Origin of the sequence: Enterococcus sp. DIV0175 (assembly GCF_050529075.1) — a bacterium.
Lineage (GTDB): Bacteria > Bacillota > Bacilli > Lactobacillales > Enterococcaceae > Enterococcus_B > Enterococcus_B thailandicus.
This window is the reverse complement of record NZ_CP172880.1, coordinates 323,090-344,824: the sequence shown is the minus strand read 5'-3', so window position 1 is coordinate 344,824 and position 21,735 is coordinate 323,090. Positions and strand designations below refer to the sequence as shown.

Annotated in this window: 21 protein-coding genes; 3 read left to right on the top strand and 18 right to left on the bottom strand. The window is 37.4% G+C overall.

The window, feature by feature from the left end; translation table 11 throughout:
* Window positions 1-11: 11 nt before the first annotated feature.
* The 6 genes from IGJ76_RS01725 to IGJ76_RS01700 all read right to left on the bottom strand — a co-directional run bounded on the left by IGJ76_RS01725 (window position 12) and on the right by IGJ76_RS01700 (window position 5,164).
* A complete protein-coding gene (locus tag IGJ76_RS01725; RefSeq protein ID WP_067481470.1) occupies window positions 12-542 on the bottom strand; it encodes a ferritin-like domain-containing protein in 531 nt (176 codons plus the stop codon).
* Between the two features lies 1 nt (window position 543).
* A complete protein-coding gene (locus IGJ76_RS01720; protein ID WP_430596696.1) occupies window positions 544-774 on the bottom strand; it encodes a heavy-metal-associated domain-containing protein in 231 nt (76 codons plus the stop codon).
* Window positions 775-800: 26 nt separating this feature from the next.
* Window positions 801-2,708 (bottom strand): heavy metal translocating P-type ATPase, encoded by a 1,908-nt coding sequence (locus tag IGJ76_RS01715; RefSeq protein ID WP_086270566.1) that lies wholly within the window; start codon window positions 2,706-2,708, stop codon window positions 801-803.
* 128 nt (window positions 2,709-2,836) lie between these two features.
* The gene (locus IGJ76_RS01710; RefSeq protein ID WP_067481476.1) at window positions 2,837-4,162 is read right to left on the bottom strand and encodes a DUF438 domain-containing protein; all 1,326 of its coding nucleotides are present in this window, start codon (window positions 4,160-4,162) and stop codon (window positions 2,837-2,839) included.
* Window positions 4,162-4,392, bottom strand: coding sequence for a DUF1858 domain-containing protein (locus IGJ76_RS01705; protein WP_067481478.1), 231 nt, complete (start codon window positions 4,390-4,392; stop codon window positions 4,162-4,164). Before IGJ76_RS01705 ends, IGJ76_RS01710 begins: the two co-directional genes overlap by 1 nt.
* Before the next feature lie 115 nt (window positions 4,393-4,507).
* Window positions 4,508-5,164, bottom strand: a complete 657-nt coding sequence (locus tag IGJ76_RS01700) for an HI_0552 family protein (RefSeq protein WP_067481480.1) — start codon at window positions 5,162-5,164, stop codon at window positions 4,508-4,510.
* A gap of 145 nt (window positions 5,165-5,309) precedes the next feature.
* Between IGJ76_RS01700 and IGJ76_RS01695 the strand changes: the two genes are divergently transcribed.
* A complete protein-coding gene (locus IGJ76_RS01695) occupies window positions 5,310-5,630 on the top strand; it encodes a putative heavy metal-binding protein (protein ID WP_067481482.1) in 321 nt (106 codons plus the stop codon).
* Between the two features lie 270 nt (window positions 5,631-5,900).
* Window positions 5,901-6,005 carry a putative holin-like toxin gene (locus tag IGJ76_RS01690; RefSeq protein WP_231885371.1) on the top strand — a complete coding sequence of 35 codons (105 nt, stop codon included), beginning with the start codon at window positions 5,901-5,903 and terminating at the stop codon, window positions 6,003-6,005.
* A 175-nt stretch (window positions 6,006-6,180) separates the two neighbouring features.
* Here IGJ76_RS01690 and IGJ76_RS01685 read toward each other — a convergent pair whose 3' ends face one another.
* From IGJ76_RS01685 to IGJ76_RS01670, 4 genes are all read right to left on the bottom strand, one after another.
* The gene (locus tag IGJ76_RS01685) at window positions 6,181-7,026 is read right to left on the bottom strand and encodes an LPXTG cell wall anchor domain-containing protein (protein ID WP_067481484.1); all 846 of its coding nucleotides are present in this window, start codon (window positions 7,024-7,026) and stop codon (window positions 6,181-6,183) included.
* A 252-nt stretch (window positions 7,027-7,278) separates the two neighbouring features.
* Window positions 7,279-7,575, bottom strand: coding sequence for a rhodanese-like domain-containing protein (locus IGJ76_RS01680; RefSeq protein WP_095803389.1), 297 nt, complete (start codon window positions 7,573-7,575; stop codon window positions 7,279-7,281).
* Window positions 7,568-9,217 carry an FAD-dependent oxidoreductase gene (locus tag IGJ76_RS01675; protein ID WP_430596695.1) on the bottom strand — a complete coding sequence of 550 codons (1,650 nt, stop codon included), beginning with the start codon at window positions 9,215-9,217 and terminating at the stop codon, window positions 7,568-7,570. Before IGJ76_RS01675 ends, IGJ76_RS01680 begins: the two co-directional genes overlap by 8 nt.
* Window position 9,218: 1 nt before the next feature.
* A complete protein-coding gene (locus IGJ76_RS01670; protein ID WP_067481490.1) occupies window positions 9,219-9,533 on the bottom strand; it encodes a rhodanese-like domain-containing protein in 315 nt (104 codons plus the stop codon).
* A 205-nt stretch (window positions 9,534-9,738) separates the two neighbouring features.
* Here IGJ76_RS01670 and IGJ76_RS01665 point away from each other — a divergent pair, with 205 nt between their 5' ends.
* Window positions 9,739-9,975 (top strand): metal-sensitive transcriptional regulator, encoded by a 237-nt coding sequence (locus IGJ76_RS01665; RefSeq protein ID WP_067481516.1) that lies wholly within the window; start codon window positions 9,739-9,741, stop codon window positions 9,973-9,975.
* Window positions 9,976-10,295: 320 nt separating this feature from the next.
* Here the strand turns inward: IGJ76_RS01665 and IGJ76_RS01660 are convergent, their stop codons facing one another.
* The 8 genes from IGJ76_RS01660 to IGJ76_RS01625 form a co-directional block, all read right to left on the bottom strand.
* Entirely contained in the window at window positions 10,296-10,859 is a 564-nt protein-coding gene (locus IGJ76_RS01660; RefSeq protein WP_218658060.1) for a CDP-alcohol phosphatidyltransferase family protein, read from the bottom strand.
* 85 nt (window positions 10,860-10,944) lie between these two features.
* Window positions 10,945-12,876 carry an endonuclease MutS2 gene (locus tag IGJ76_RS01655; protein ID WP_430596694.1) on the bottom strand — a complete coding sequence of 644 codons (1,932 nt, stop codon included), beginning with the start codon at window positions 12,874-12,876 and terminating at the stop codon, window positions 10,945-10,947.
* A 379-nt stretch (window positions 12,877-13,255) separates the two neighbouring features.
* A complete protein-coding gene (locus tag IGJ76_RS01650) occupies window positions 13,256-14,137 on the bottom strand; it encodes a VOC family protein (RefSeq protein WP_067481495.1) in 882 nt (293 codons plus the stop codon).
* Window positions 14,138-14,286: 149 nt separating this feature from the next.
* Window positions 14,287-15,003, bottom strand: a complete 717-nt coding sequence (locus tag IGJ76_RS01645) for an MIP/aquaporin family protein (protein ID WP_067481497.1) — start codon at window positions 15,001-15,003, stop codon at window positions 14,287-14,289.
* A complete protein-coding gene (gene glpO, locus IGJ76_RS01640; RefSeq protein WP_067481499.1) occupies window positions 15,000-16,832 on the bottom strand; it encodes a type 1 glycerol-3-phosphate oxidase in 1,833 nt (610 codons plus the stop codon). The genes IGJ76_RS01645 and glpO overlap by 4 nt, the downstream gene beginning before the upstream one ends.
* A gap of 13 nt (window positions 16,833-16,845) precedes the next feature.
* The gene (gene glpK, locus IGJ76_RS01635; RefSeq protein ID WP_071868602.1) at window positions 16,846-18,342 is read right to left on the bottom strand and encodes a glycerol kinase GlpK; all 1,497 of its coding nucleotides are present in this window, start codon (window positions 18,340-18,342) and stop codon (window positions 16,846-16,848) included.
* Between the two features lie 148 nt (window positions 18,343-18,490).
* Window positions 18,491-19,951 (bottom strand): helix-turn-helix domain-containing protein, encoded by a 1,461-nt coding sequence (locus tag IGJ76_RS01630; RefSeq protein WP_067481503.1) that lies wholly within the window; start codon window positions 19,949-19,951, stop codon window positions 18,491-18,493.
* Window positions 19,941-21,242 (bottom strand): FAD-dependent oxidoreductase, encoded by a 1,302-nt coding sequence (locus tag IGJ76_RS01625; RefSeq protein ID WP_430596693.1) that lies wholly within the window; start codon window positions 21,240-21,242, stop codon window positions 19,941-19,943. Before IGJ76_RS01625 ends, IGJ76_RS01630 begins: the two co-directional genes overlap by 11 nt.
* Window positions 21,243-21,735 lie beyond the last annotated feature (493 nt).

Genomic DNA, 21,735 nt, shown 5'->3' with positions numbered 1-21,735 from the left:
TAACTCCCTCCTTATTCTTCCTCCATTAACCCTTCTCGAATATCATTTCCTAAATAACTTTGCCAAGTATACAATTGGTGATTAAGCCAAGCATATAATCCTTTGAGCCATTCTGCTAATCCATATTTATTTTCTTTTTCTGCTAAAACAATTCCACGAGTAACAAATAAATTTTGAGTTGCAAAATCAGCGACCATCTCGGTCAACATTTTTTCAGGAGATTCATATTTCAGCTGACCACTTTCCTTAATCATTGTATAATCGACAAATTCCGTAGTCGTTGTTGGAATGAGTTCCCCTTCATCTAATACCAATTGACTTAATTCGTCAAACAACTCATCTTCTTTCGCGATGATTGTTGGTAACTTGGTTTCTAAATAACTACGTTGGTTACCTTTAAGGTACGCTCTTATCTGTTTAAGTTTTGTACGATGAATAACTAAGTTAGACAGAATATGACTAATCATTGCTGCAGCAGTTGGCGTATGATGATCTTGTTCACTTTGAAGTTTTTCTTGTTCATATTTTTGAATTGAATTCATCTTAAGCTAACTCCTTTACTTTCATTCCTTCGACATCATAACCTAACGCTTCGATTTTCTTGCTTAAATCTTCTGGTTGAATGTCTTTTTCATTTATTTCAATTTTTACTTTGCTGGCATTAAACAAAACTTTTACTTTTTCAACACCAGTTTGTTGACTAAGTCCTTGTTCGATTTTTTGCATACAAGATGGACAAGTCAGTGTTCCTAATTGGATAATTACTTTTTTCATGATAAATCCTCCCTTTCACTACATCTCTAGTTTAATTCCTCTGTTTCTTTAAATAATTGATTTCTATCAAGTTTTTTCTTTTTTTGCCGATAAGATAATAAACGCATACCATTAAAAACGACTAGTAGAATACTTAATTCATGAAATAACATACCACTCGCCATATAGACATAGCCGAAAATCAATCCGATTAGTAAGAATAAAACTGTTCCTAACGCAATCCCAATATTTTCTTTCATATTCAAAACTGATTTTTTGGTTAAATCAAACGCATAAAGCAATTTTTTAAAATCAGACTGCATCAACACAATATCGGAAGTTTCCACCGCAACATCTGTCCCGTTCCCCATTGCAATTCCAATATCTGCAATCGCTAAAGAAGGGCTGTCATTGATTCCATCACCAACAAAAGCAACTACTTGACCCTCTTTTTGTATTTTTTTGATATAGTTTGCTTTTTCTTCTGGTAATAGGTTTCCATGTATTTCCGACAGACCGATTTCTTTTCCTATGCTTTCAGCAGTCAGTTGATTATCACCAGATAACATCACGAGCCGTTTGATCCCTTTTTCTTGCAGTTTCTGTAAAGTTTCTTTGACGCCCTCACGAAGTTGATCCTTGATTCCAATCAATAAGACGACCTCATTTTTTGTTGCCACAAATACTAAAGAATTACCTTCTTGTTGTAGTCGTTGCTCGTCTGCTTCAACCTCTGACAGAGAGATAGCTTGATCGCTTAACAATTGGCGATTACCTATAAATAGTTTTTCTCCTGCTACTGTCGCAATAATTCCTTTTCCTTTGATTACAGTGGTATTTGTTACTTGGTACTGTTCAATATTTCCCATCTGTTTTTCCACATACTTTACAATTGCCTGTCCCAAAGGATGATCTGATTCTTGCTCGATTCTAGCGACGAATGGCAGAACATTCGTCGCTGATTGACCATAAGACTTAACACTTGAAACACTTGGTTTTCCATTAGTTAACGTTCCTGTTTTATCGAAAACCATGGTATCTACTCGGCTAAACACTTGCATTACTTCGCTACCTTTGACCAGCACACCGTTTTTTGCACCGTTCCCAATTCCAGCAACATTGGAGACAGGAACACCTATGATTAACGCTCCTGGGCATCCTAAAACTAAAATTGTGATTGCCAAACGAATATCTTTAGAAAACACCCCAATTAAAAGTGCAAGAATCAACACAAACGGTGTGTAGTATGTTGCAAATCGGTCAATAAATCGTTCAGTTGTTGATTTAGCATCTTGTGCTTCTTCAACTAGTTCAATAATTTTCCCAAAAGTTGTCTCTTCACCGACTCGCATTGCCTGTACTTTCAATGTTCCATTTTCTAAAATTGTTCCAGCAAACACTTGATCCTTGGCTTTTTTTGCTACTCGCTGCGCTTCACCGGTAACGCTTGATTCATCAATTGAGCCTTCACCTTCTATAACTACCCCATCTACTGGAACTTGGGCACCAGTTTTAACTAATAACAAATCATCTTCCTCGACCTCATCAATCGGAATCTTTTCCACCGTGTCTTCAAAAAATTTCCAAGCTGTCGTCGGGGCTAATTGAACAAGACTTTGAATAGCAGAACGTGTTTTTTCCAATGTTTTTTGTTCAAGAAAATGACCAAATAAAAACAAGAATGCAACAATCGCAGCTTCATTATACTCACCAATCGCAAACGCACCAAAAATCGCAATTGTTACTAACAGATCAATACTGATAACTTTCACTTTAATTGCTTGGTATGCTTGAAGTCCAATTGGTAAAATCCCAAAAAGAGCCGAAATCGCCATACTTAAACGATACCCTTCTTGATACGAAAAAAATTTAGCAACAAGCGCTAAAAAGATGAAACTCCCACTAATTACCATCAATTGTTTTTTATGACTTAAAATTATTTTTTGACTATTCATTCTAACTCCTCCTTTACTTTTCAATAACAGAATAATCAAAAGAGAAGCGAAAAACATTGATAGCTATCAAGAAAACAAAAAAGGTTGCAATGAGCGGTCACACTCATTACAACCTTTTATCCTTAGCTTTAGTCCAATAATCTTTTTTGTCCTTCAAGTGACTGGATTGGTGTCACATCTTGGGTTACTTCTAAACAACCAAGATAGTCGTCTGCTTCGTTTCTTAACGCAAAATAGCGAATATAGATTTTTTTCCCACGCATATCAATCCAAAACTCGGCTTCAGAACGGGCACCTGAACGAAAATCATCTAAGATTTGCTGCACAATATGCATGCTCTTTGGTGGATGACAATTTACTACTTCTCGCCCAATCACTGACGTCGTTCGTGGAAAAACACGTTCTTTTCCTTCAGAGAAAAAGCGTACTCGATCGTCGTTATCCACAAAGGTTAAATCAACGGGTAGAACTTGAAACATTGCAATCATTTGTTCCAGTTTTAACGTTCCTGTTGGTAGGACAATTGGCTCAGAAACTTCTTTCATTTCGGCTTTGTCTTGTTTTTCTACAAATACTGGTACGCTATCCGTTTCGTTCAACAAGCTTTCGGCAATTCCGTCTGTGGTTGCTTTTGCTTGTTGGATTGCCAACTGACGAGCTGGTTCGCGCTCGCTTTCTTTTTCCAATGCCTCTTGGCTCGGTTTCCAAGGAAGCGGTTCTGGAATAAAGGCAAAACCAATATCAAAACTATCTGCTGCGATTTTTTCCCAATCAGATAAACTAAAGACATCCAGCGTCATCGGCGCCATGATTTCTTCTTCTTTAAAAATCATTTCCTCGATTTCGTTTTTCGTTTCTTCCCATTTGGTAGCAATGGGGTTATATGCTGCTCGTTCGTCTTCCGCTAGCTGAATCAAAGCTTTTACCATGTCGCGAATATCATCATCCACACCCCACATCACTTTGGGTGGTGCTGAAATTCCATATTTTTCCATGTAAGAAAAAATCAATGTTTCTTTACGTGCATAATGCTTATCAATTTGTCTTAGATCCTTGAGTGCTTTAAGTAGTCGTTCTTTTTGTGTCCAATCGCCTGCTTTGATTTTTAACAATAAGTCATCAATTTCATCTGTTAACAAAGATTGTAACACTTGATTTTCTAACTTCAGCGTATGAATAGGATGCCCAGGTTGTTCATGCTCCAAATTCGATCGATGAATCTCATTAATTGATCCCTTAAATACTGCCGCATGAATGTTACATAATCGTTGGATTTCTTGTGGATTTAAGCCACTCTGAATCAATGCTTTTTCAGCTGCTGTGATTTCTGTCACATCCACTCCGTCAAACTCTTGATTAAACAATTCTTTCGCTGCTTCAAACGAACCACCTTCATGTAACAACGTTAAAATTTCTACAATGCGTTCTTGTCGTTGCTGTCTTGTTCGCTCCATCACTCTACTCCTTTCACAATAAATCCATTTTCTTCAAATAATCCGATCACTTTTTCTAAAGGAATTTTTTTCATTTTTGCACCTTTAGGAATCGTCATATAACGACCCGCTGTTTGTAACATTCCTGGTTTTGCAATTGCTTCAAAACCTAATCTATACATCAATTCCTTTACTTCGGGGTAAAGGGAAACTAGTTCAAACAAAGACTTTGATAAATCCAATTCTTTCATTGACATCCTCCTTTTTAATCATGAATGCTCGCTTATTATACGCCTCTTTACTATTATTTTCATTCAAAATTAACACACTTTTTCACAAGCCTTGCTAGAAAAGACAGGGACAGGTTTATTTTTTTAATGCAAAATACAAAGGTGCTAACTCTTTTAACGCTTTGATTGTTTCTGCTACAAGATTTTCTACTGGAGCCTCTGTTTCAAAAAACAAGCGACCAATCTGAAACGAACGATTCCCCATTGCTTCTCTCAATTTTTCTTGCCCTTTCGAATCTGCTAAATAGGTAGCCAAAGGTAAGTGATCCTCCAACTCGTGTTCCACTTGAGGCCAAATGTAATAGCGTTCTATCGCAACTTGTTTACTCCATTCTGGTAATGCAGCTAGCAACTCATTGTATTCTTCCACTCCACCACTTCGCTCTTCACTTTTATACTGTTGAAACATCAAATAAACTTGAAATTGTTTTTTATTTAATAACACAGCCAAGCATGCATTTTCTCGCTGGCGATCTTCGCTGCGGTAAGCACTCCAAAAATGACTTCGTAAATTCCAGCCATTCGTCCAACTTTCAACTTTGGGTTTTTGCATCCCATATTCTACAGGTAACGCTGTTGCAACTTCTAACTGTAACGTTTTCCACTTTTGCCACTGTTTTTTATAATCTGCTTTGATTTCTTCGATTTCTTGTGTTGAATACTGTTCTTTTAATTGCTTGAAAGTATATATTTCTCGATCAAATAATTGGAAATCAGCTTGATTCAATTCCATGTGCGCACCTCTTTCTGTCACCAGTTTTATTGTAAACAGCTCGAGTCAAAGTTGCAATTTTTACTTAGATTTTCAACACTTCCGCTGAAAAAGAGCGCTTTATTAAAAAATTTGCTATACTTTTGCTAAGAAAGGAGTGATCGAATTGATTACAACAACTACAAATAGTGTTGAAGGAACAACAATCGAGGCTTATAAAGGAATCGTGTTTGGTGAAGTAATTACTGGTATCAACGTGTTTAAAGATATCGGTGCAGGATTACGAAATGTATTTGGCGGACGCTCAAAAAGCTACGAAGATGAGCTATTACAAGCTCGAGAAGAAGCGCTAGCTGAAATGGCACGTCGCGCGGAGACTCTTGGCGCTAACGCCATCATTGGTGTAAAAATGGACTATGAGGTTCTTGGTAGTGACAACGGTATGTTAATGGTTACTTGTAGCGGAACTGCTGTAGCTACCCGATAAACAGCTTTTCTACAAGTTAGAACGAGACAAAAGCATCGCTTCTCAAAAGAACGACTATTTTTGAGAAAGCGATGCTTTTATTCTGTTTCTAAAAGTGAATGGATGTGCTATAAAAAAACATCCAGGATTATTTTAAAGTCAAGTTTTTTTCCTGACGAACATGGTATACTAACAAACGACAGTAGAGTTTATGACGGTGGCTATCCAATTAAAAGTGAGGGGGGATGCGTATGTGCGTACTTCCAAAATCCAGAGAGAGGAGAAGCCTTTTTGCCTGTTGAATCAGCTTTGGAGCTAATGATCGGTTTCGGTTCGTTAATCGCAACGATCATTTTTGGCATCCTAGCAGTAGTCAACCAAGACAAAAAAAAATAACCGTCTACTGCTTCTAACCAGGACAATTATTTTTTCGTTAAATTAATCTGGTCACCGTCTTAAACGGTGCTGTTAGGGAGTTGTTGACGCAACTCCTTTTTCTATACTTATTTTAGCATATTTTCGTTTAAAACACTAGAAACAATTTTTTCCTACTTAGCCTAACTAAAGCTATTCAGGCTCTTTTTTTCATTAAAATAGCTGTGAAACTAACCAATCCTAATCCTAAAACAGCTAACCCAATTGATTGTTCGTCATTCGTTTTAGGTAACTCTTTTACCGTAGAGCTAGCTGCTAAAGGTTCCACACTTTGTTTCGTGTCTGCCGCATAAACTTCTTGGTTTTCTACGTTAGAACCAGCTGAGTGTAAAATAGACTTGATTCGACCGATACTTGACTCAAGATCTGTTTTCTTTGCCTTTGCGTCTTCAATCGCCGCTTGTGCATCTTGAATTTTCGCATCAATTTCAGCACTCGCTGTTTCAATATCTGATTGTGTATTGGTTAAAGTAGTAGATGCGTCTGTCCCCAATGAATGAATTTGTTCTTGAATCTCTTTGGCTTTTTGAATTTTTCCGTCAATATCTTTTTGTGTCGCATCAGCAATTTCTTGTGCATGCGCTAAATTTTGTTCCAATTGTTCATGATTTTTTTGTGCGTTCTCTTTTAGTTCAGTCAAATCTTGATGAATTGTTTCTTGATTTTCTTTCAATTGATTCTTAGCATCTTCTAAAGACTGTTCGATTTCTTTTCGTCGTTCTTCCAACTTTTGAAACCAATCAGGGTCGAATCGCTGTGTTGAAGATTCTGTATTTTCGATTTCATCAGAAGTGATCATTGATTCTGTTGACTCATTTGGTTGTGTTGCTGATTGTGACTCACTCGTTGTCACCGTGTCCTCGATACTTGTCGAGCTAGTTGCTTGTGTTATTCCCGTTGTTTCTGCTAAGACTGGTTGTGCTAAAAAAAACAATCCCGAAGCAGTAACGGTCACTGCTAGACTTGTAACAAATTTTTTCATGCCTGGATCCCGTCCTTATTCTTCAATATTCGTTTTAGTATAAAACAAATCAAGAAAAAGAAACATAAACATTCGAAGGAATCTGTCTAATAAAACCAAGTTACTAGCAATCCACTCTTACACTATTATCAAATTGAGTAGCTATCAGCTAACTGTTTATTTAAATCACTAATTAAAATCATTTACTGAGATCATTTACTGAGATCACATGCCCAAAAAAAGCAGTCACTAAATTCTATCATTCAGTTCCATCTAAACCAGACGATCTGGCCAAGCTGAAGTTCCCCCCATTACATTGATAACATCAAATCCTTGTGAAGCTAACCAATTACAAGCAGTTGCTGAACGTCCGCCTGATTGGCAGATGACATAATACGTCTTCTCTTTTTTCAACTGTGAGCTGGCAGCTTCTAGCTCACTTAACGGAAATGATTCCGCGCTTGGCACATGCCCCATTTGATACTCAACTGATTCACGGACATCAATAACAGGTATACTTTTCTTTTTTGTTTCTTGATAAAATTCTGCTGGACCAATACTTCTATACATAACTAATCTCCTCTGGTAACACCATTTTATACAGCGCAAACGCACCGTCTAAATTTTTCACTTTAAAGCCTGCTTGTTTCAAAATACGCTCCGCAAGATAACTACGCAATCCACTATGACAACTCACAATATATTCTTTACCTTGATCCAACTCACCTAAACGCTCTCTCAAATCATTTAGTGGAATAGTGATTGCTTCTTTAAATTTTCCTTGAGCTAGCTCATTTTCATCGCGCACATCTAAAAGAATTTTCCCGTTTTCTAGCTCTGTTGCAAGTTCGTGCCACTGAATCGTTTCACTCACTCCTTCCGCGATATTCATCGCCGCATATCCTAATAAATTCACTGGATCTTTTGCCGAACCAAACGGTGGCGCGTACGTAAATTCTAATTCAGGTAGATCAAAAATCGTCAGTTGTCCTTTGATTGCTGTTGCCAAAATATCTAGACGCTTATCAACTCCTGCAACACCCACACCTTGCCCACCATAAATTTCACCAGTCATTGGATTAAAAATTAATTTTAACAACAACTCAGTTGCACCAGGATAATAAGAAGCATGACTTTTTCCAAGCACATGTGTCACTTGCACTGACAACCCAGCTGCTTTCGCACTTTTTTCGCTCAAGCCAGTTGAACCTGCAGCTAAATCAAACGTTCGAACAATCGCTGTTCCAATACTTCCTTGATTCGTTCTCGGCAACCCAGCAATAACATCAGCAACTTGACGCCCTTGACGATTGGCTGGAGAAGCTAACGAAATCAGTGCATCTTCACCAGTAATTTGCTGTTTGACTACGATTGCATCACCCACAGCATAAATCGCAGGGTTGCTTGTTTGATAGTTTTCATTCACAACGATTCCGCCACGTAAGCCCAGTTTTAATCCAGCATTTTCAGCCAACGTACTTTCTGGTTGAACACCCACTGATAAAATCGTCAAATCAGAAGCTAACGTTTCACCATTTGCTAAACGAAGTTTCTTCCCTTTTTCTTCAAACCCTACAACTGATTGACTTGTTAAAACTGCTACACCTTGTTTAATTAATTCTTGTTGGACATAGACTGCCATCTCTTCGTCAAGCGTTGGTAAGACGTGTAGCGCCTGCTCTACAATCGTGACTTGCAGTCCACTCTTTTGTAAATTTTCTGCCATCTCTAAACCGATAAAACCAGCACCAACAACAACCGCTTTTTGAGGTTTCGCTTCCAATGCACGCATTACTCGGTCAATATCAGGTACATTTCTGATTGAAAAAACATTTTCAGCTGTTGAAATTCCCGAAATATTAGGAACAAATGGTTTTGCCCCTGGAGATAGAATCAGTGCATCATATTCAACCGTTTCTTTCTGTCCATTTGCTACCACTTCTACCTGCTTCTCTTCTGGAGAAATGTTCACTACTTCATGATTTGGTCGGACATCTAAGCGAAAACGAGCAGCCAATGCTTCTGGTGTTTGAACCAATAACTTTTCTCGCTCATCAATTTCTCCTGAAACAAAGTAAGGTAATCCACAGTTTGCAAACGAAACAAATGGACCCTTTTCAAATACGATAATCTCTGCATCTTCCATCAAACGTCTTAATCTCGTAGCAGCAGACATCCCACCAGCTACACCACCGATAATAACAATCTTCATTTTACTTTCCTCTCACTTTCGTTCCACGCCATTGATTCATACCACCACGAACATTCACAGCAGAATAGCCCGCTTTTCTTAACTTCTTAACAGCTTGTTTACTCCGCATACCAGATTGACAAATCACATAAACCGTTTCTTCTTGATTTCCGCGATAATTATTGATTTGCGCTAAAGGAAGATTTTTGGCTTGTCGAATATGCCCCCCTCGGTATTCAGAACTTGTCCGAACATCAACAATTTTAGGATTAGTTGGTAATTTTTCAGCCAATTCTTGCGTAGTGATTGTCGGAATAACCTTAAAAAATGAAAACATTCCTTTCCCTCTTTTCTTTTTTAGAAATATACCTCATGGGGTATATTTAACAGAAGTATTTCAAAACTGTCAAGAAAAACAATTTTGTTAACTTTGAAAAAAAGATTTTTATTTGCAAAAAATACCTACCTGAGGTATATTTCATTTATTATCATCAAAGGAGGACGTCACATTGGAAAACGAAACCAAAGAAACCAAAAAAATCATGAATCGTCTCAAACGAACCGAAGGACAAATCCGTGGCATTCAAAAAATGATTGAAAATGAACAAGAGTGCATTGACGTCATCACTCAGCTAACCGCCGTCCGCTCAAGTATTGATCGGGTGATGGGAATGATTGTTGCCGACAATCTTAAAAATTGTTTTGAAAACCCTGAAACCAATCCTGAAGAACAGTCAAAAAAACTAGAACAAGCAATCAATATGATTATTAAAAAATAAAGATTGTTGGTTCCTCTCCACAAAAAAAGGCTATGACAATATTTTGTCACAGCCTTTTCTTCCGAATAAATAGTGTTCCCAAAGCAGTTTCTTCGACAATAAGTCCTCTCTTCTTAAAAATATGGAAAGCTATTTTTAGAAAAGCATCCTTATTGCTTGAAGCTTGACGCTTTGCGCCACAACCTTTATTCACGGTGTTCCCAAAGCAACTTCTTCGGCAATAAGTCTTCTCTTCTTAAAAATATGGAAAGCTATTTTTAGAAAAGCATCCTTATTGCTTGAAGCTTGACGCTTTGCGCCACAACCTTCTCATAAAACATTCAGTTAAGTTTAGTCGAACGTAACATTTTTCGATACTCTAAGGCATATAGAACAAACGACAACATCAAGCATATAGCAATTACACCGAAGATTACACTTACCCACGTTTCCGCCAATTGAGGGAATACTAATAAGATTACCATCCCTAAATAAATCACTGCTGTCGCCAATTTTCCATACCATTTGGCTCCACTTAATTTTACCCCATGTTTCAGTCCAATTATTCCTGCAATCATCATAAAGCCTTCTTTGATCACAAATAACCCCAGCAATAACCAGATCCATGGTCGATACCATGCCATTGATAAAATCAATACAAATTGAGTAAGTTTATCAGACAAAGGATCTAATAATTTCCCTAATTCAGTAATTTGGTTGAAACGGCGCGCGATATAACCATCCAAAAAATCAGTTAATCCTGAGACAGCAATCACTAACCCTGCCAAATAAAAGGAACGTTGCCAAACAAAATAAAGATATACCGGCAACAAAACGATTCGAAAAAGCGAAAGCCCATTGGGAATTGTTTTGATTTCTTCTCGCCAATTTTGCGTAATTTTCATCTGTTAACAACTCCTTTATCAAAACTTGTTCCATTTTATTTTAACTTAAGCTCTACTAAAACACTACCGTAGTGGATTACGCTTCTTAGTGATAGTAACTATCTGTTTCTTTTCTCTTTTGATGCTGTCGCGTACGCATTTCTTTCAGCAACTCTTTATGCGCCTTTTTTGATCCTCTTTCTAAATCACGTTGTTTTTTTCTCGTTTTAAAATCAATAAACAAACTATCTAAATCGTAACCTTCAGGATATAGTTCACTTGCACTTCGTCTGAACTGCACACGTTGACGAAGAACTGCTATCTTTTCGTTGTTGAAATAAATCATTACTTTTTCTGAACCGTCATCTTCAAATACTAGTCCCTCTTTTTGATGTTCTGTTAGCCATACACGATCCCCTTTTTCAAAATGCCGTTTAGCTAATTCGTTCTTTTTATTCTCAAAGATTTGACCCAAATCAGCAAAGTCTTTTTTCTTTGTTTGATACGTTTTTTGTTGGATATACGTTTGTGCTTGATCGATCAGTTTGGAAGACATCTTCATTTTTTTCGCAATCCACAACGCTTGGCTATCCCCTGTTTCACCTACTTGTAATAAGTATTTCGGTTGTAAAGCATCTCTATCAAATGCCATCGCTGCAGGAATAAAATCTTCATGCTCCTTAGCAAACTTTTTGATTTCACCATAATGGGTCGTCGCAACTAACAAGGCACCTTGCTCATACATTGTTTCCATAATCGCAACAGCTAGTGCCGCACCCTCATTTGGTTCTGTTCCACTGCCAATTTCATCAAGTAAAACTAACGTATTTCTGTTCACCCTTTTTAGAATTTCTGCAATGTTTTGCATATGACCTGAGAAAGTACTCAACGCATTTTCTAAATTTTGTTGATCGCCAATGTCTACGAATAATTCATCGAAAATAGCAAGTTCGGTTCCTTCTTGTGCTGGAACTTGCAAACCAAACATCGCCATCAATGTAAATAATCCTACTGTTTTTAATACAACTGTTTTCCCACCAGCATTCGCGCCTGTAATCACCAATCCACGATAATCAATTCCTAACTCAAAGTCTAATGGTACTGCATTTTCAGCTAAGAAAGGATGTTTTCCTTGCTTGATTGAAATTCGTTCTGACTTATTGACGCGTGGCGTGATTCCTTGTAATTCACGGCTATACTTCGCGCGGGCAAAAATGATATCTAACGCTGTAATTGTTTCAATAATCAAACTGATTGCTTGCTCTTCTTCTGCTAGTAACCCGGTTAGTTCAGCTAACACTTGGTATTCTTCCGCAATTTCTTCTGCTTTCAGCAACTGGTACTGCTCGTTTGACTTAGCGATAACCGTGGGTTCGATAAAAACAGTCGTTCCTTTATTTGATTGTTCAATAATCGTTCCTGAAAATTTATTTTTATAACTTGCCTTGATTGGAATCGTGTAATGCTCACCCTTTTGAACAATCATTGCCTCTTGAATCATTTCTTTATGATTCGGATGCCGTAAAATTTTTAGTAAGCGTTCTTGAATTTCTTTTTCTAAATTCTGTAATTGTTTTCGTACTTTTCTTAAATTTCGTGAAGCGTCATTGCTTACTTGTTGATTAGTTATTTTTTGATAAATCATTTCTTCAACTGGCAATAAATCTGGCAAATGATTACTATACACATGTAAAGTGGGTGTTTGATATTGATTTTTCTCAAAAAACTTCGTAATCATTCGACTACTTCTCAAAAAATCAGCATATTCAACCAAGTCTGCGGGTGCTAAAACCAAGCCTTTTTTTACTTGATCTGTTAAATAACCAATTCGACTAAGTCCCATAAATGGTACATGTTGGTTACTTTCCAAAATCATTCGTGCTTCTTTTGTCTCGATTTGCCAAACCTGAACAGTTTGCAAATTTGTTTGAACAGTTGTTTGTTCAATTCGCTCCTTGGTGTATTGCCCAATCGCACGTTTTTTTACTTCTTCTTTGATTTCATTAAATTGTAGTTTTTCAATCATTTGATTATTCATATTCTCTCCTTTTCTGCGAAGAGATACCCGTCTCAAAATAAATAAACACCTAGAAACATTTCATTGCACAAAATAAACACTTACTTCAAGCCCTTTTCAAAACTCATTGGAGCAACGCAACCCACATTCGCTTATGACGTCTTTTTTCGTACAAAAAAAGGACGCAACACAGCTTAGAAGTTGTGTCCCATCCTTAAAAGGTCAAAAAGTATGTTCTTCTGACAGGTATCACTCATAAGCACACCAAATAAACCTCTAGTGGTTCATTGGTTATTCAACTTACTAATTAGATACCTGCTACACTCACAAAAATTCCCCATTCATCTAGGTTTATTTATTTTCTACTTAAATATAGCAAGCGAATTTTAGTTTGTCAATTTTATGCATCAATCTGTGGATTTCTGCCAGTGATTCTGACTTGAATTCCATTTGGATCAAAAAGAATCAATTGTCCTTCTTCATTTTTTTCATAGTCGATTGTTTTTGTTTTCCAATGTTTCTCTAGACGAGTCAATTCAGCTAGTGGTACTTCAAACGTATAGTAATTTAAGCCAAGATCATTGGGCTCCATCGCTGGGATATGTGTTCCTAACCAAATGTTGCTACCAATATGATGATGATAAGAACCTGCCGCAAAAAATTTTGCTTGGTTACCAAAATCATTTTTCAAACTCAAACCGAGCACTTCTGTAAAAAATGTTTGTGTTTGGTCTAAATCACTAACTTTTAAATGAACATGACCTACAATCGTACCCTTAGGAAAGCCTTGCCAGTGCCGGCTAGCTGCTTCCAGTACACCATCGCCATCCAACTCTTCCGTTACTCCGACGATTTCACCATCTTCTTTAATCATCCATTCACTCATCGGTTTATCTCGATAAACTTCGATGCCATTTCCTTCGGGATCAGTTAGATACAATGCTTCGCTATACCCATGGTCACTAGCACCCGCAATCGGCGCTTCGATTTGTAAATAGTGAAGTAAAGCATCACCCAACGCTTCTCGTGTAGGTAATAAAAACGCGACATGATATAACCCAGTTTTTCGAGTAACGGGTAATGGATTTTCGATTTTGGTTAAAATCAATAGCGCTTGATCTTTCACGCCCAAAACACTTTGATTTTCTGTTGATTCAAGTAACGTTAATCCGATGACACGTTCATAGAAATCAGTCATTTTTACTAAGTTTGAAACATTTAATGCAACTACTCCGATGTGTGCCGTAGCTGTTAATTGAAAATCTGGTATTAAAATTGCCATCGCTCTATCCTCTTTTTCTATTTATTTGATTACATCCAGTATACAGCTTACTTTTTGTAAGTTAAAATAAAATGCTTGTCCGCAAAAAAAGTGTGAGGCAAATTTTCACCTCACACTGATAAAGATTCACGATTTAATTTGTCTAATAATCAAACCATCAATGAAAAGACACCGACAGCTACGATGGCACCAACAACTGGTCCAAGAACTGGTACCCAAGAATACGCCCAGTCCGAAGTTCCTTTATTACCAATTGGTAACACGGCGTGAGCAATACGCGGACCCAAGTCACGAGCTGGATTGATTGCATATCCCGTAGGTCCACCAAGTGATAGACCGATTGCTAAAATCAAGCCTCCAACAGCAAATACGTTCGTTCCAGCAGCAAATGTATTTTCACCAAATGCTAGTAGACCTAAAACTAAAACAAAGGTCCCAATCAACTCTGTAATAAAGTTTGCAGGATAATTTCTAATTGCTGGTCCAGTGGCAAACGTTCCTAAAATAGCACCTTGATCTTTCGTTGCTTCCCAATGTGGTAAGTAAGATAGCCATACTAATACTGCACCAAGAAATGCACCTAACATTTGAGCAATAATGAATGGAAAAACAAGATTCCAACCGATTGCACCTGTCATCGCCATTGCAATACTAACTGCAGGGTTTAAGTGGGCTGGTCCCATAAACCCAGAAATATAAACAGCCATCGTTACTGCCATCCCCCAGCCTAAAGCAATGACGATCCAACCAGACGCTTGTGCTTTACTTTTGTTCAAGTTAACAGCTGCACAGACACCATCACCAAGTAATACTAAAATCAACGTACCAATAAACTCTCCCATGATTTGGGTCATTTCTGCGCTCATTTATTCTCCTCCTTTAATTCACGTAAATCTGACTCATCGACCAATTGATTGAAGCGACTTGTTTCTTGTTCTTTTTCTTCTTCAGACCAGTTGAAATAAGTAGCAATTGCGTCAATCACAGGTTGTTTTAATTCATCTAACTGATCGCGTTCAAACAACAGATGGTTTGTTCGACGGATGAAGTAATCACCTGGTGTTAAAACCATTTCATTTTCTAACCCATAACGTAACCGAGCAGATTCTGCCAAACTCAACCCAGCATATGGTGTCATTTCTTTAGCTAATTCAAAGATTCGTTTAGCATTCGTCCCATAAAAATCAGCGATATAACGTGCATCTTCTTCAGACAAGCCAGCTTCCACACCGCTTTTTGCTAATTCTTCGACTGTTTCTTCTAGTTTTGTTGGATCAAAATCGCCACCGGAAATAGCATAGGTTTTTGAATCAATTTCTTTGAAGGTCAAGTCATATTTTTCTTGTAATAGTTTGCGAATCAAGGTCAATGCCCCTTCAGACATCTTGCGGTAATCGGTAATTTTCCCACCTGACAAAGTTACTAATCCATCTGGTTCGATTTCAAGAGAACTTCCTCGAGAAATGGCAGATGGTGCTAAATCTTTTTCGCCACGACTATTTTCTAAATGATTCAAGACATCTTCGACTTCAATTCGAGAAAGTTGATTTTCTTTAAATTGAGTTACTGCATCAATCACTTGATTAAAACTTTTATCTGAGATGGAACCATTATCGCCACCATTGTAATCTGAACCAGAATTACCAATCAATAATGGACGCAATCCCGCCCAGCTTGCTTCAATATCATCTAAAGTAATCGCTGCTTCTGGATAACGATGATTGATAACATCTAAAAGATAGTCAACATCTTCTTGTGTTACTTTTGGATCAGTATATTCTCCTTGATAATCCGTATCTGTTGTTCCAAAATACGTTTTGTTTTCACGAGGAATAGCGAAGACCATTCGACCATCTTGCTTGCCAGTATCAAAGTAAGTTGGTTGTGGTACTGGTAATTTCTTGCTATCAACAACTAGATGAATCCCTTTTGTCGGACGCATTTTTGGTACAACTGCCCGAGAGAAATTCATATTACGAACTTTATCGACCCAAGGCCCACTTGTATTGATTACAACTTTTGCTTTGATTTCAACTACTTCGTCGGTCAATAAATCTCTTGCTTTAACGCCAACGATTTGATTTCCTTCATACAAAAAGCCAACCGCTTTCATTTTACTTACCAAGTAAGCACCATCTTCAGCTGCTTTTTTGATGTTGTCAATGACTAATCGTGCATCATTGTTACGAAAATCAAGGTACACGCCCGCACCTAACAACCCCTCTTTTTTCAAAAATGGTTCACGTTTTAAAACTTCATCTGGCGTCAATGTATAATTTTCATACTTTGTCCCAATCACATTAGCCAAACGATCGTATAAATCCATAGCAATTTTGACAGAAAACATATTGAAAGTCGTTGCACCTTCATCTTCATAAATAGGTAGTAGCATTGGATCTGGCTTAGGAATGTGTGGTGCAATCTGCTGTACCACAGCACGTTCAGTAACTGTGTCTGCTACAACTTCGACATCAAAATTTTTCAAATAACGAATTCCACCATGAACTAGTTTAGTTGAACGTGAAGAAGTTCCTTCAGCAAAATCTTGCATTTCGATTAAACCAGTCTTCATGCCAGCCGCAGCAGCTTGCACTGCTACCCCAGCACCAGTAATCCCACCACCAATGATGAGTAAATCCAACTCTTCTTTTTGCATTGCTTGAATACTTGCTTGTCGTGTTTTCTTTGAGAACATGGTTTTTCCTCCCTTATTCAAATACGCGTGTTGCTTCTACAGCTTTTTTCCAGCCACTGTAAAGTTTCTCACGTCTTGGTTCTTCCATTTGAACCTCAAACATTTTTCCAGCTTCGTAAAATTCACGAATTTCATCCATATCTTTCCAATAACCTACTGCTAAACCTGCCAAGAAAGCTGCTCCTAAAGCAGTGGTTTCCAAGTTTTCAGCTCGTTGGATTGGTGTGTTCAAAATATCTGTTTGAAATTGCATCAAATACTCATTGTTGGCAGCTCCACCATCTACTTTTAATACTGGAATTTGAATGCCCGTATCTGCCTGCATTGTTTCAATGATGTCACGCACTTGATAAGCAATTCCTTGTAATGTTGCTTTAATGATATCTTCTTTCGTCGTTCCACGAGTAATCCCAAACATTGCTCCACGTGCGGCTTGATCCCAATAAGGGGCACCTAGACCTACAAATGCTGGAACAACATAGACTTCATCATCACTTGTTGAACGTCTTGCCGCTTCCTCTGAGTCACTTGCTTTTTGCATCATCTGTAACCCATCGCGTAGCCATTGGATAGAAGAACCTGCCACAAAAATACTTCCTTCTAACGCATAGTACACTTTGCCATTGATCCCATAACCAATCGTGGTTAATAAATTATTTTTTGATAATTGTGGCGTTTCTCCAGTGTTCATGACAATAAATGAACCTGTACCATACGTATTTTTTACCATCCCAGGTTCAAATGCCATCTGACCAAATAATGCTGCTTGTTGGTCGCCAGCCATTCCTGAAATTGGTGCCTCACTACCATAAAAATGATAGCCTTGTGTATGACCATAAACTTCTGAATTTGACGTTGCTTTTGGTAGCATTGCACGAGGAATGTTCAACAAATCAAGAATCTCTTGATCCCATTCTAAGTTATGAATATTAAACAACATCGTTCTGCTGGCGTTTGAATAGTCTGTTACGTGTGCTTGTCCATCCGTCAACTTCCAAACCAACCATGAGTCAATTGTTCCAAAAAGTAATTCGCCTTTTTCTGCACGCTCTTGCGCACCCTCCACATGGTCTAAAATCCAACGAATTTTAGTAGCCGAGAAGTAAGCATCAATCACTAATCCTGTTTTTTCATGGAAGAATTTTTGATAACCTTCTTCTTTCAATTGATTCGCAATATCTGCTGATTGACGAGATTGCCAAACAATTGCGTGATAAATTGGTCGTCCTGTATCTTTTTCCCAAACAACTGTCGTTTCACGTTGATTCGTAATACCAATCCCAGCGATTTGATTGGGTTTGATTCCTGATTCAATAAATGCTCCTGCAATAACTGATTGAACTGAGTTCCAAATTTCATTTGCATCGTGCTCTACCCAACCATCTTGAGGAAAATGTTGAGTGAACTCTTTTTGCGAACTGCCGATGTGTCTTCCCTTTTTGTCAAAGATGATCGCTCGTGAGCTCGTTGTTCCTTGATCAATGGCCATAATGTAAGTTGATTCTGTCATTGTTATCCCTCCATTTTTTGCAAACGCTTTCTTTAACTGAACTAATCATACAATGTATTTAAAAAAAGAAACTGCCAAAAATTGATTTTTTTGAATTATTTTTGACAGTTTTCTTTCAACCCCTTGATACATCTGGTTTTCAAAGATATTAATTTTTTTCTTTTTTGTAGCGTTCAATTTGTTTTTTCAATCGCACAATGTCATAACTAGAAGCAAATTCAGAAAGATAATACCGATTCTCTTCCTTATTGATTTGATTAAACGTTATGATAAGATCGTATTTTTTCCCTTCTTGATACGATTCTACCTGAACACCGCTGATTCCCTTAAGCTCGCTCAATAAAAATTGTTGGAAAGCAATGCGGTAAATCGGTAACGTTGTCAAATCAATCCCGATAACTACCAATTTAGCAATATAAAAATCAATCATCATCAGAACGCTGGCATATAAAATCATTAAGTTATCCAACGTTTGAGCATCAAACTTTTTCGCAGGTAACTGCTTGATTGCTGTTTCTTTTAGTTGTTCCAATAACTTGCTTAAAGAATGACCAAGCATTTTTTTCTGCTGTTCGAGCAAATGTTTACGATCATAAATCGTTAATTTACCATAAAAGAAATATAATTCATTGTTGATTTGCGAGAGTTGATACCCCACAGCCTTTTCTTCACTAATTTTTAATCTCCTTGGACGGTAATGCCATAACATTGTTTCTCGAATGTATGTATCCAAAACCGCAGTTGGTAATTTTTTGCTTCGGGTTAACTCATATTGGTAAAAAGTCTCCTCTTCTAAAATAGAAAAAGAAACAAAAAAACTATAAAACATCAGTGTTTCATATGCACTTAAATCCGCTGCTAATCGACTCAAATATAAAATCAAGATCGAGTCAACTGCTTGATATAGCCGGTCCTCTTGATACAGCTTTTTCTTTTCCCGCAAAGTTGAAAAAGTAGTTTTTTCGCTCACCAATCGCTTCTTCGTAATTCCAACCCAACAAGCTAGTTGGGCAGTCGAAAATGCGGAAAAACTAGTTTCTAACACATTTTCCAACCCTAAAATAATGGTCTTTTTATCTGGTGTATTTTGAAGATAAAGTGGACGTTGTTCTTCAGGAATAAATTGGAATAATTCGTAATAAAAATACCGTACTTGGAGTTCTTCTCCGTAAAGTTGACCATTCTTTATCTGGATTCCAAACTCTTTCAATAATAGATTTAATTCTTTGATTTTACGAAAAACAGACGACTCACTGATAGAAAAAGCCGTTGCTAATTGAACGATTGAAGCTTGCTGATGTTCCAATAAATATGTCAGTAATTTATATTTCAAGCTATCTTGTAAAAGATGTAACACAATTTGTTCCAAACTTACTGTTTCATCCAAAGACAAGATTACTTGATAATCGGTTCGAACAACTTCTACTTTTTTTTGCATACTTAAACCAATCAGTTCAATTTCTTCCAAGTAGGAATCAAAGGATGACTTGGACAAATCCACTTCATGACGTAACTCATTCAAGGATGCCTGTCCACCTCGCAAGACCAACTGACGTAAAATTGTTACTTGTAGTTGCTCCTTCTTTTCTAGTAATTCTTCAATCCTCATAGGAAGACCCACTCATCTCTGTCAAAATCGTTTCTGGAGTCCGGTATTCTGGTTTGAAAAATAACTCATGCGCTTCCAGTTGTTGTAGCGTCCACTGCTGCTCAATCGCAATCGTCAATAAATCCAATAATCGGAAAACCGATGATTTACTTTGAAGTTGTGCACCAATCAACTGATCCGTCTCTTGATCAACTAATAACTGAAGAGAAATCTTTTCATTATTCGTCAGCGAAACACGATGTTCTTGATTGATTTTCCGAACTTTTCTTGCATAAAAAAATCGTTCACTTTCCGTTAAGCCTACACTGCCAACAAAGTGACCAAACCATTTATTACCAACGGGTCGGTAGGTGCCCACATCTTTCGTCGGTTTGCCGCTGATTGTTTGACTAACTACTTGTGCTGTTCGAATGGCATTGTTCACTAGCGAAACATACATTTTTTCTTGTGTTGGTCGAAAGGTTACTTGGATGGCATCGCCAATAGCATACACATCTTTTCGTGAAGTTCGTAAATAGTCGTCTACCCAAATCGTTCCATCATCATTCAGCTTGATAGTCTCTGCCCACAAACGGTTATCTGGGCGCGTATGATTCGCTAATAAAACTACATCATAACGAGCTTTGCGTTTTTCAGATTCTAAAATAGCACCATTTTTATCGGCTAAAACTTGGACTTGTTCATTCAAGAAAAGCTGTATGCCGCTTTTTGTCATCTCATTCAGGATTGGCTCTGTCATTTGTTCATCAAGATAACGAAACAAAATCTGGTTGCGGCTTTCATAAAGATCAACTTTCTTCCCTAGAGTTGTTAAGTCTTCTGCTAATTCCACACCCACTTGGCCGCCCCCAACCACCGCTACTTTATCCGCTTGTGCGAGCACTGTTTCCAGCTCAGTAAAATTGGTTCCACTCTTAACTGAATAAATATGCTGTGCCTCAGCCTCGTCCAATCGTTTAAAGCTTTGTGCTGAACCCGTCGCAATAATCAATTGGTCAAAAGGCACCTTTTCGCCGTTGTCTAATAACACTTCGTTTTCAACTAATCCAATCGCTGACTTTTGTGTCAATACATTGATTCGACTAGTTTCTTCAAGTCTTTCTTTTGTTATCCAGTGACTTTGTTTTTTATCAACGATTTGTTTCGTCAAAAGCAGATGAAAGCTACTTGGGATAAAACCGATTTCATTTTGTTTTTCGATCAAATAGATTTCTGCTTGTGGACACGCTTCGTTAAGTAATTGAGCTGCGCGGATTCCTGCGAATGAACCACCAATGATTACAATCTTCATCTATGTTCTCCTTTTCTGATCTTCCTATTTGCAGAATAGCATTTCAACCAAAATGTTTCAAAAATATCACTCTTCTTAACGATTTTTTCTTAAAAACAACAAAAAAACTCAGAAAAAAAGAATCCTTCTCTCCCTCAGGTGAGTTCGTCTCTTTTACTAAGTTTTCTTGTGTGTGTTTGAATTGTAAATGAATTGGAGCGAATTTATGTAAAGTTTCTGATCAAGAATTATTACTTAAGCAAAAACTTCCAATGATTTGAACCACGCCGGTTGCATTTGTTAGCTACTCTTTCTTTTCACGAAAAAAATGATTCAAGCATCTTAATTTTCGTTATTTAAAGTTACAAAACAATTGTATACCTTTGTTGAAAAAATCATGTGTGCATATCATATGATGCTTTGGATTATTTGTCAAAAATCTATACCTATTTTTTCGTAATAACTTGTCAATAAAGTCAGACAGCTCACGAAAATTATTGGAATTGCCTGACTT

Coding starts and splice junctions, on each gene's coding strand:
- IGJ76_RS01655 (WP_430596694.1), bottom strand. CDS start 12,876: ATGAATAATCAAATGATTGAAAAACTACAATTTAATGAAATCAAAGAA.
- IGJ76_RS01725 (WP_067481470.1), bottom strand. CDS start 542: ATGAATTCAATTCAAAAATATGAACAAGAAAAACTTCAAAGTGAACAA.
- IGJ76_RS01720 (WP_430596696.1), bottom strand. CDS start 774: ATGAAAAAAGTAATTATCCAATTAGGAACACTGACTTGTCCATCTTGT.
- IGJ76_RS01675 (WP_430596695.1), bottom strand. CDS start 9,217: ATGAAGATTGTTATTATCGGTGGTGTAGCTGGTGGGATGTCTGCTGCT.
- IGJ76_RS01665 (WP_067481516.1), top strand. CDS start 9,739: ATGAATCGTCTCAAACGAACCGAAGGACAAATCCGTGGCATTCAAAAA.
- glpK (WP_071868602.1), bottom strand. CDS start 18,342: ATGACAGAATCAACTTACATTATGGCCATTGATCAAGGAACAACGAGC.
- IGJ76_RS01625 (WP_430596693.1), bottom strand. CDS start 21,242: ATGAAGATTGTAATCATTGGTGGTTCATTCGCAGGAATCCGCGCAGCT.
- IGJ76_RS01705 (WP_067481478.1), bottom strand. CDS start 4,392: ATGAAAGAATTGGATTTATCAAAGTCTTTGTTTGAACTAGTTTCCCTT.
- IGJ76_RS01700 (WP_067481480.1), bottom strand. CDS start 5,164: ATGGAATTGAATCAAGCTGATTTCCAATTATTTGATCGAGAAATATAT.
- IGJ76_RS01710 (WP_067481476.1), bottom strand. CDS start 4,162: ATGGAGCGAACAAGACAGCAACGACAAGAACGCATTGTAGAAATTTTA.
- IGJ76_RS01645 (WP_067481497.1), bottom strand. CDS start 15,003: ATGAGCGCAGAAATGACCCAAATCATGGGAGAGTTTATTGGTACGTTG.
- IGJ76_RS01650 (WP_067481495.1), bottom strand. CDS start 14,137: ATGGCAATTTTAATACCAGATTTTCAATTAACAGCTACGGCACACATC.
- IGJ76_RS01715 (WP_086270566.1), bottom strand. CDS start 2,708: ATGAATAGTCAAAAAATAATTTTAAGTCATAAAAAACAATTGATGGTA.
- IGJ76_RS01685 (WP_067481484.1), bottom strand. CDS start 7,026: ATGAAAAAATTTGTTACAAGTCTAGCAGTGACCGTTACTGCTTCGGGA.
- IGJ76_RS01630 (WP_067481503.1), bottom strand. CDS start 19,951: ATGAGGATTGAAGAATTACTAGAAAAGAAGGAGCAACTACAAGTAACA.
- IGJ76_RS01660 (WP_218658060.1), bottom strand. CDS start 10,859: ATGAAAATTACGCAAAATTGGCGAGAAGAAATCAAAACAATTCCCAAT.
- IGJ76_RS01670 (WP_067481490.1), bottom strand. CDS start 9,533: ATGTTTTCATTTTTTAAGGTTATTCCGACAATCACTACGCAAGAATTG.
- IGJ76_RS01680 (WP_095803389.1), bottom strand. CDS start 7,575: ATGTATAGAAGTATTGGTCCAGCAGAATTTTATCAAGAAACAAAAAAG.
- glpO (WP_067481499.1), bottom strand. CDS start 16,832: ATGTTCTCAAAGAAAACACGACAAGCAAGTATTCAAGCAATGCAAAAA.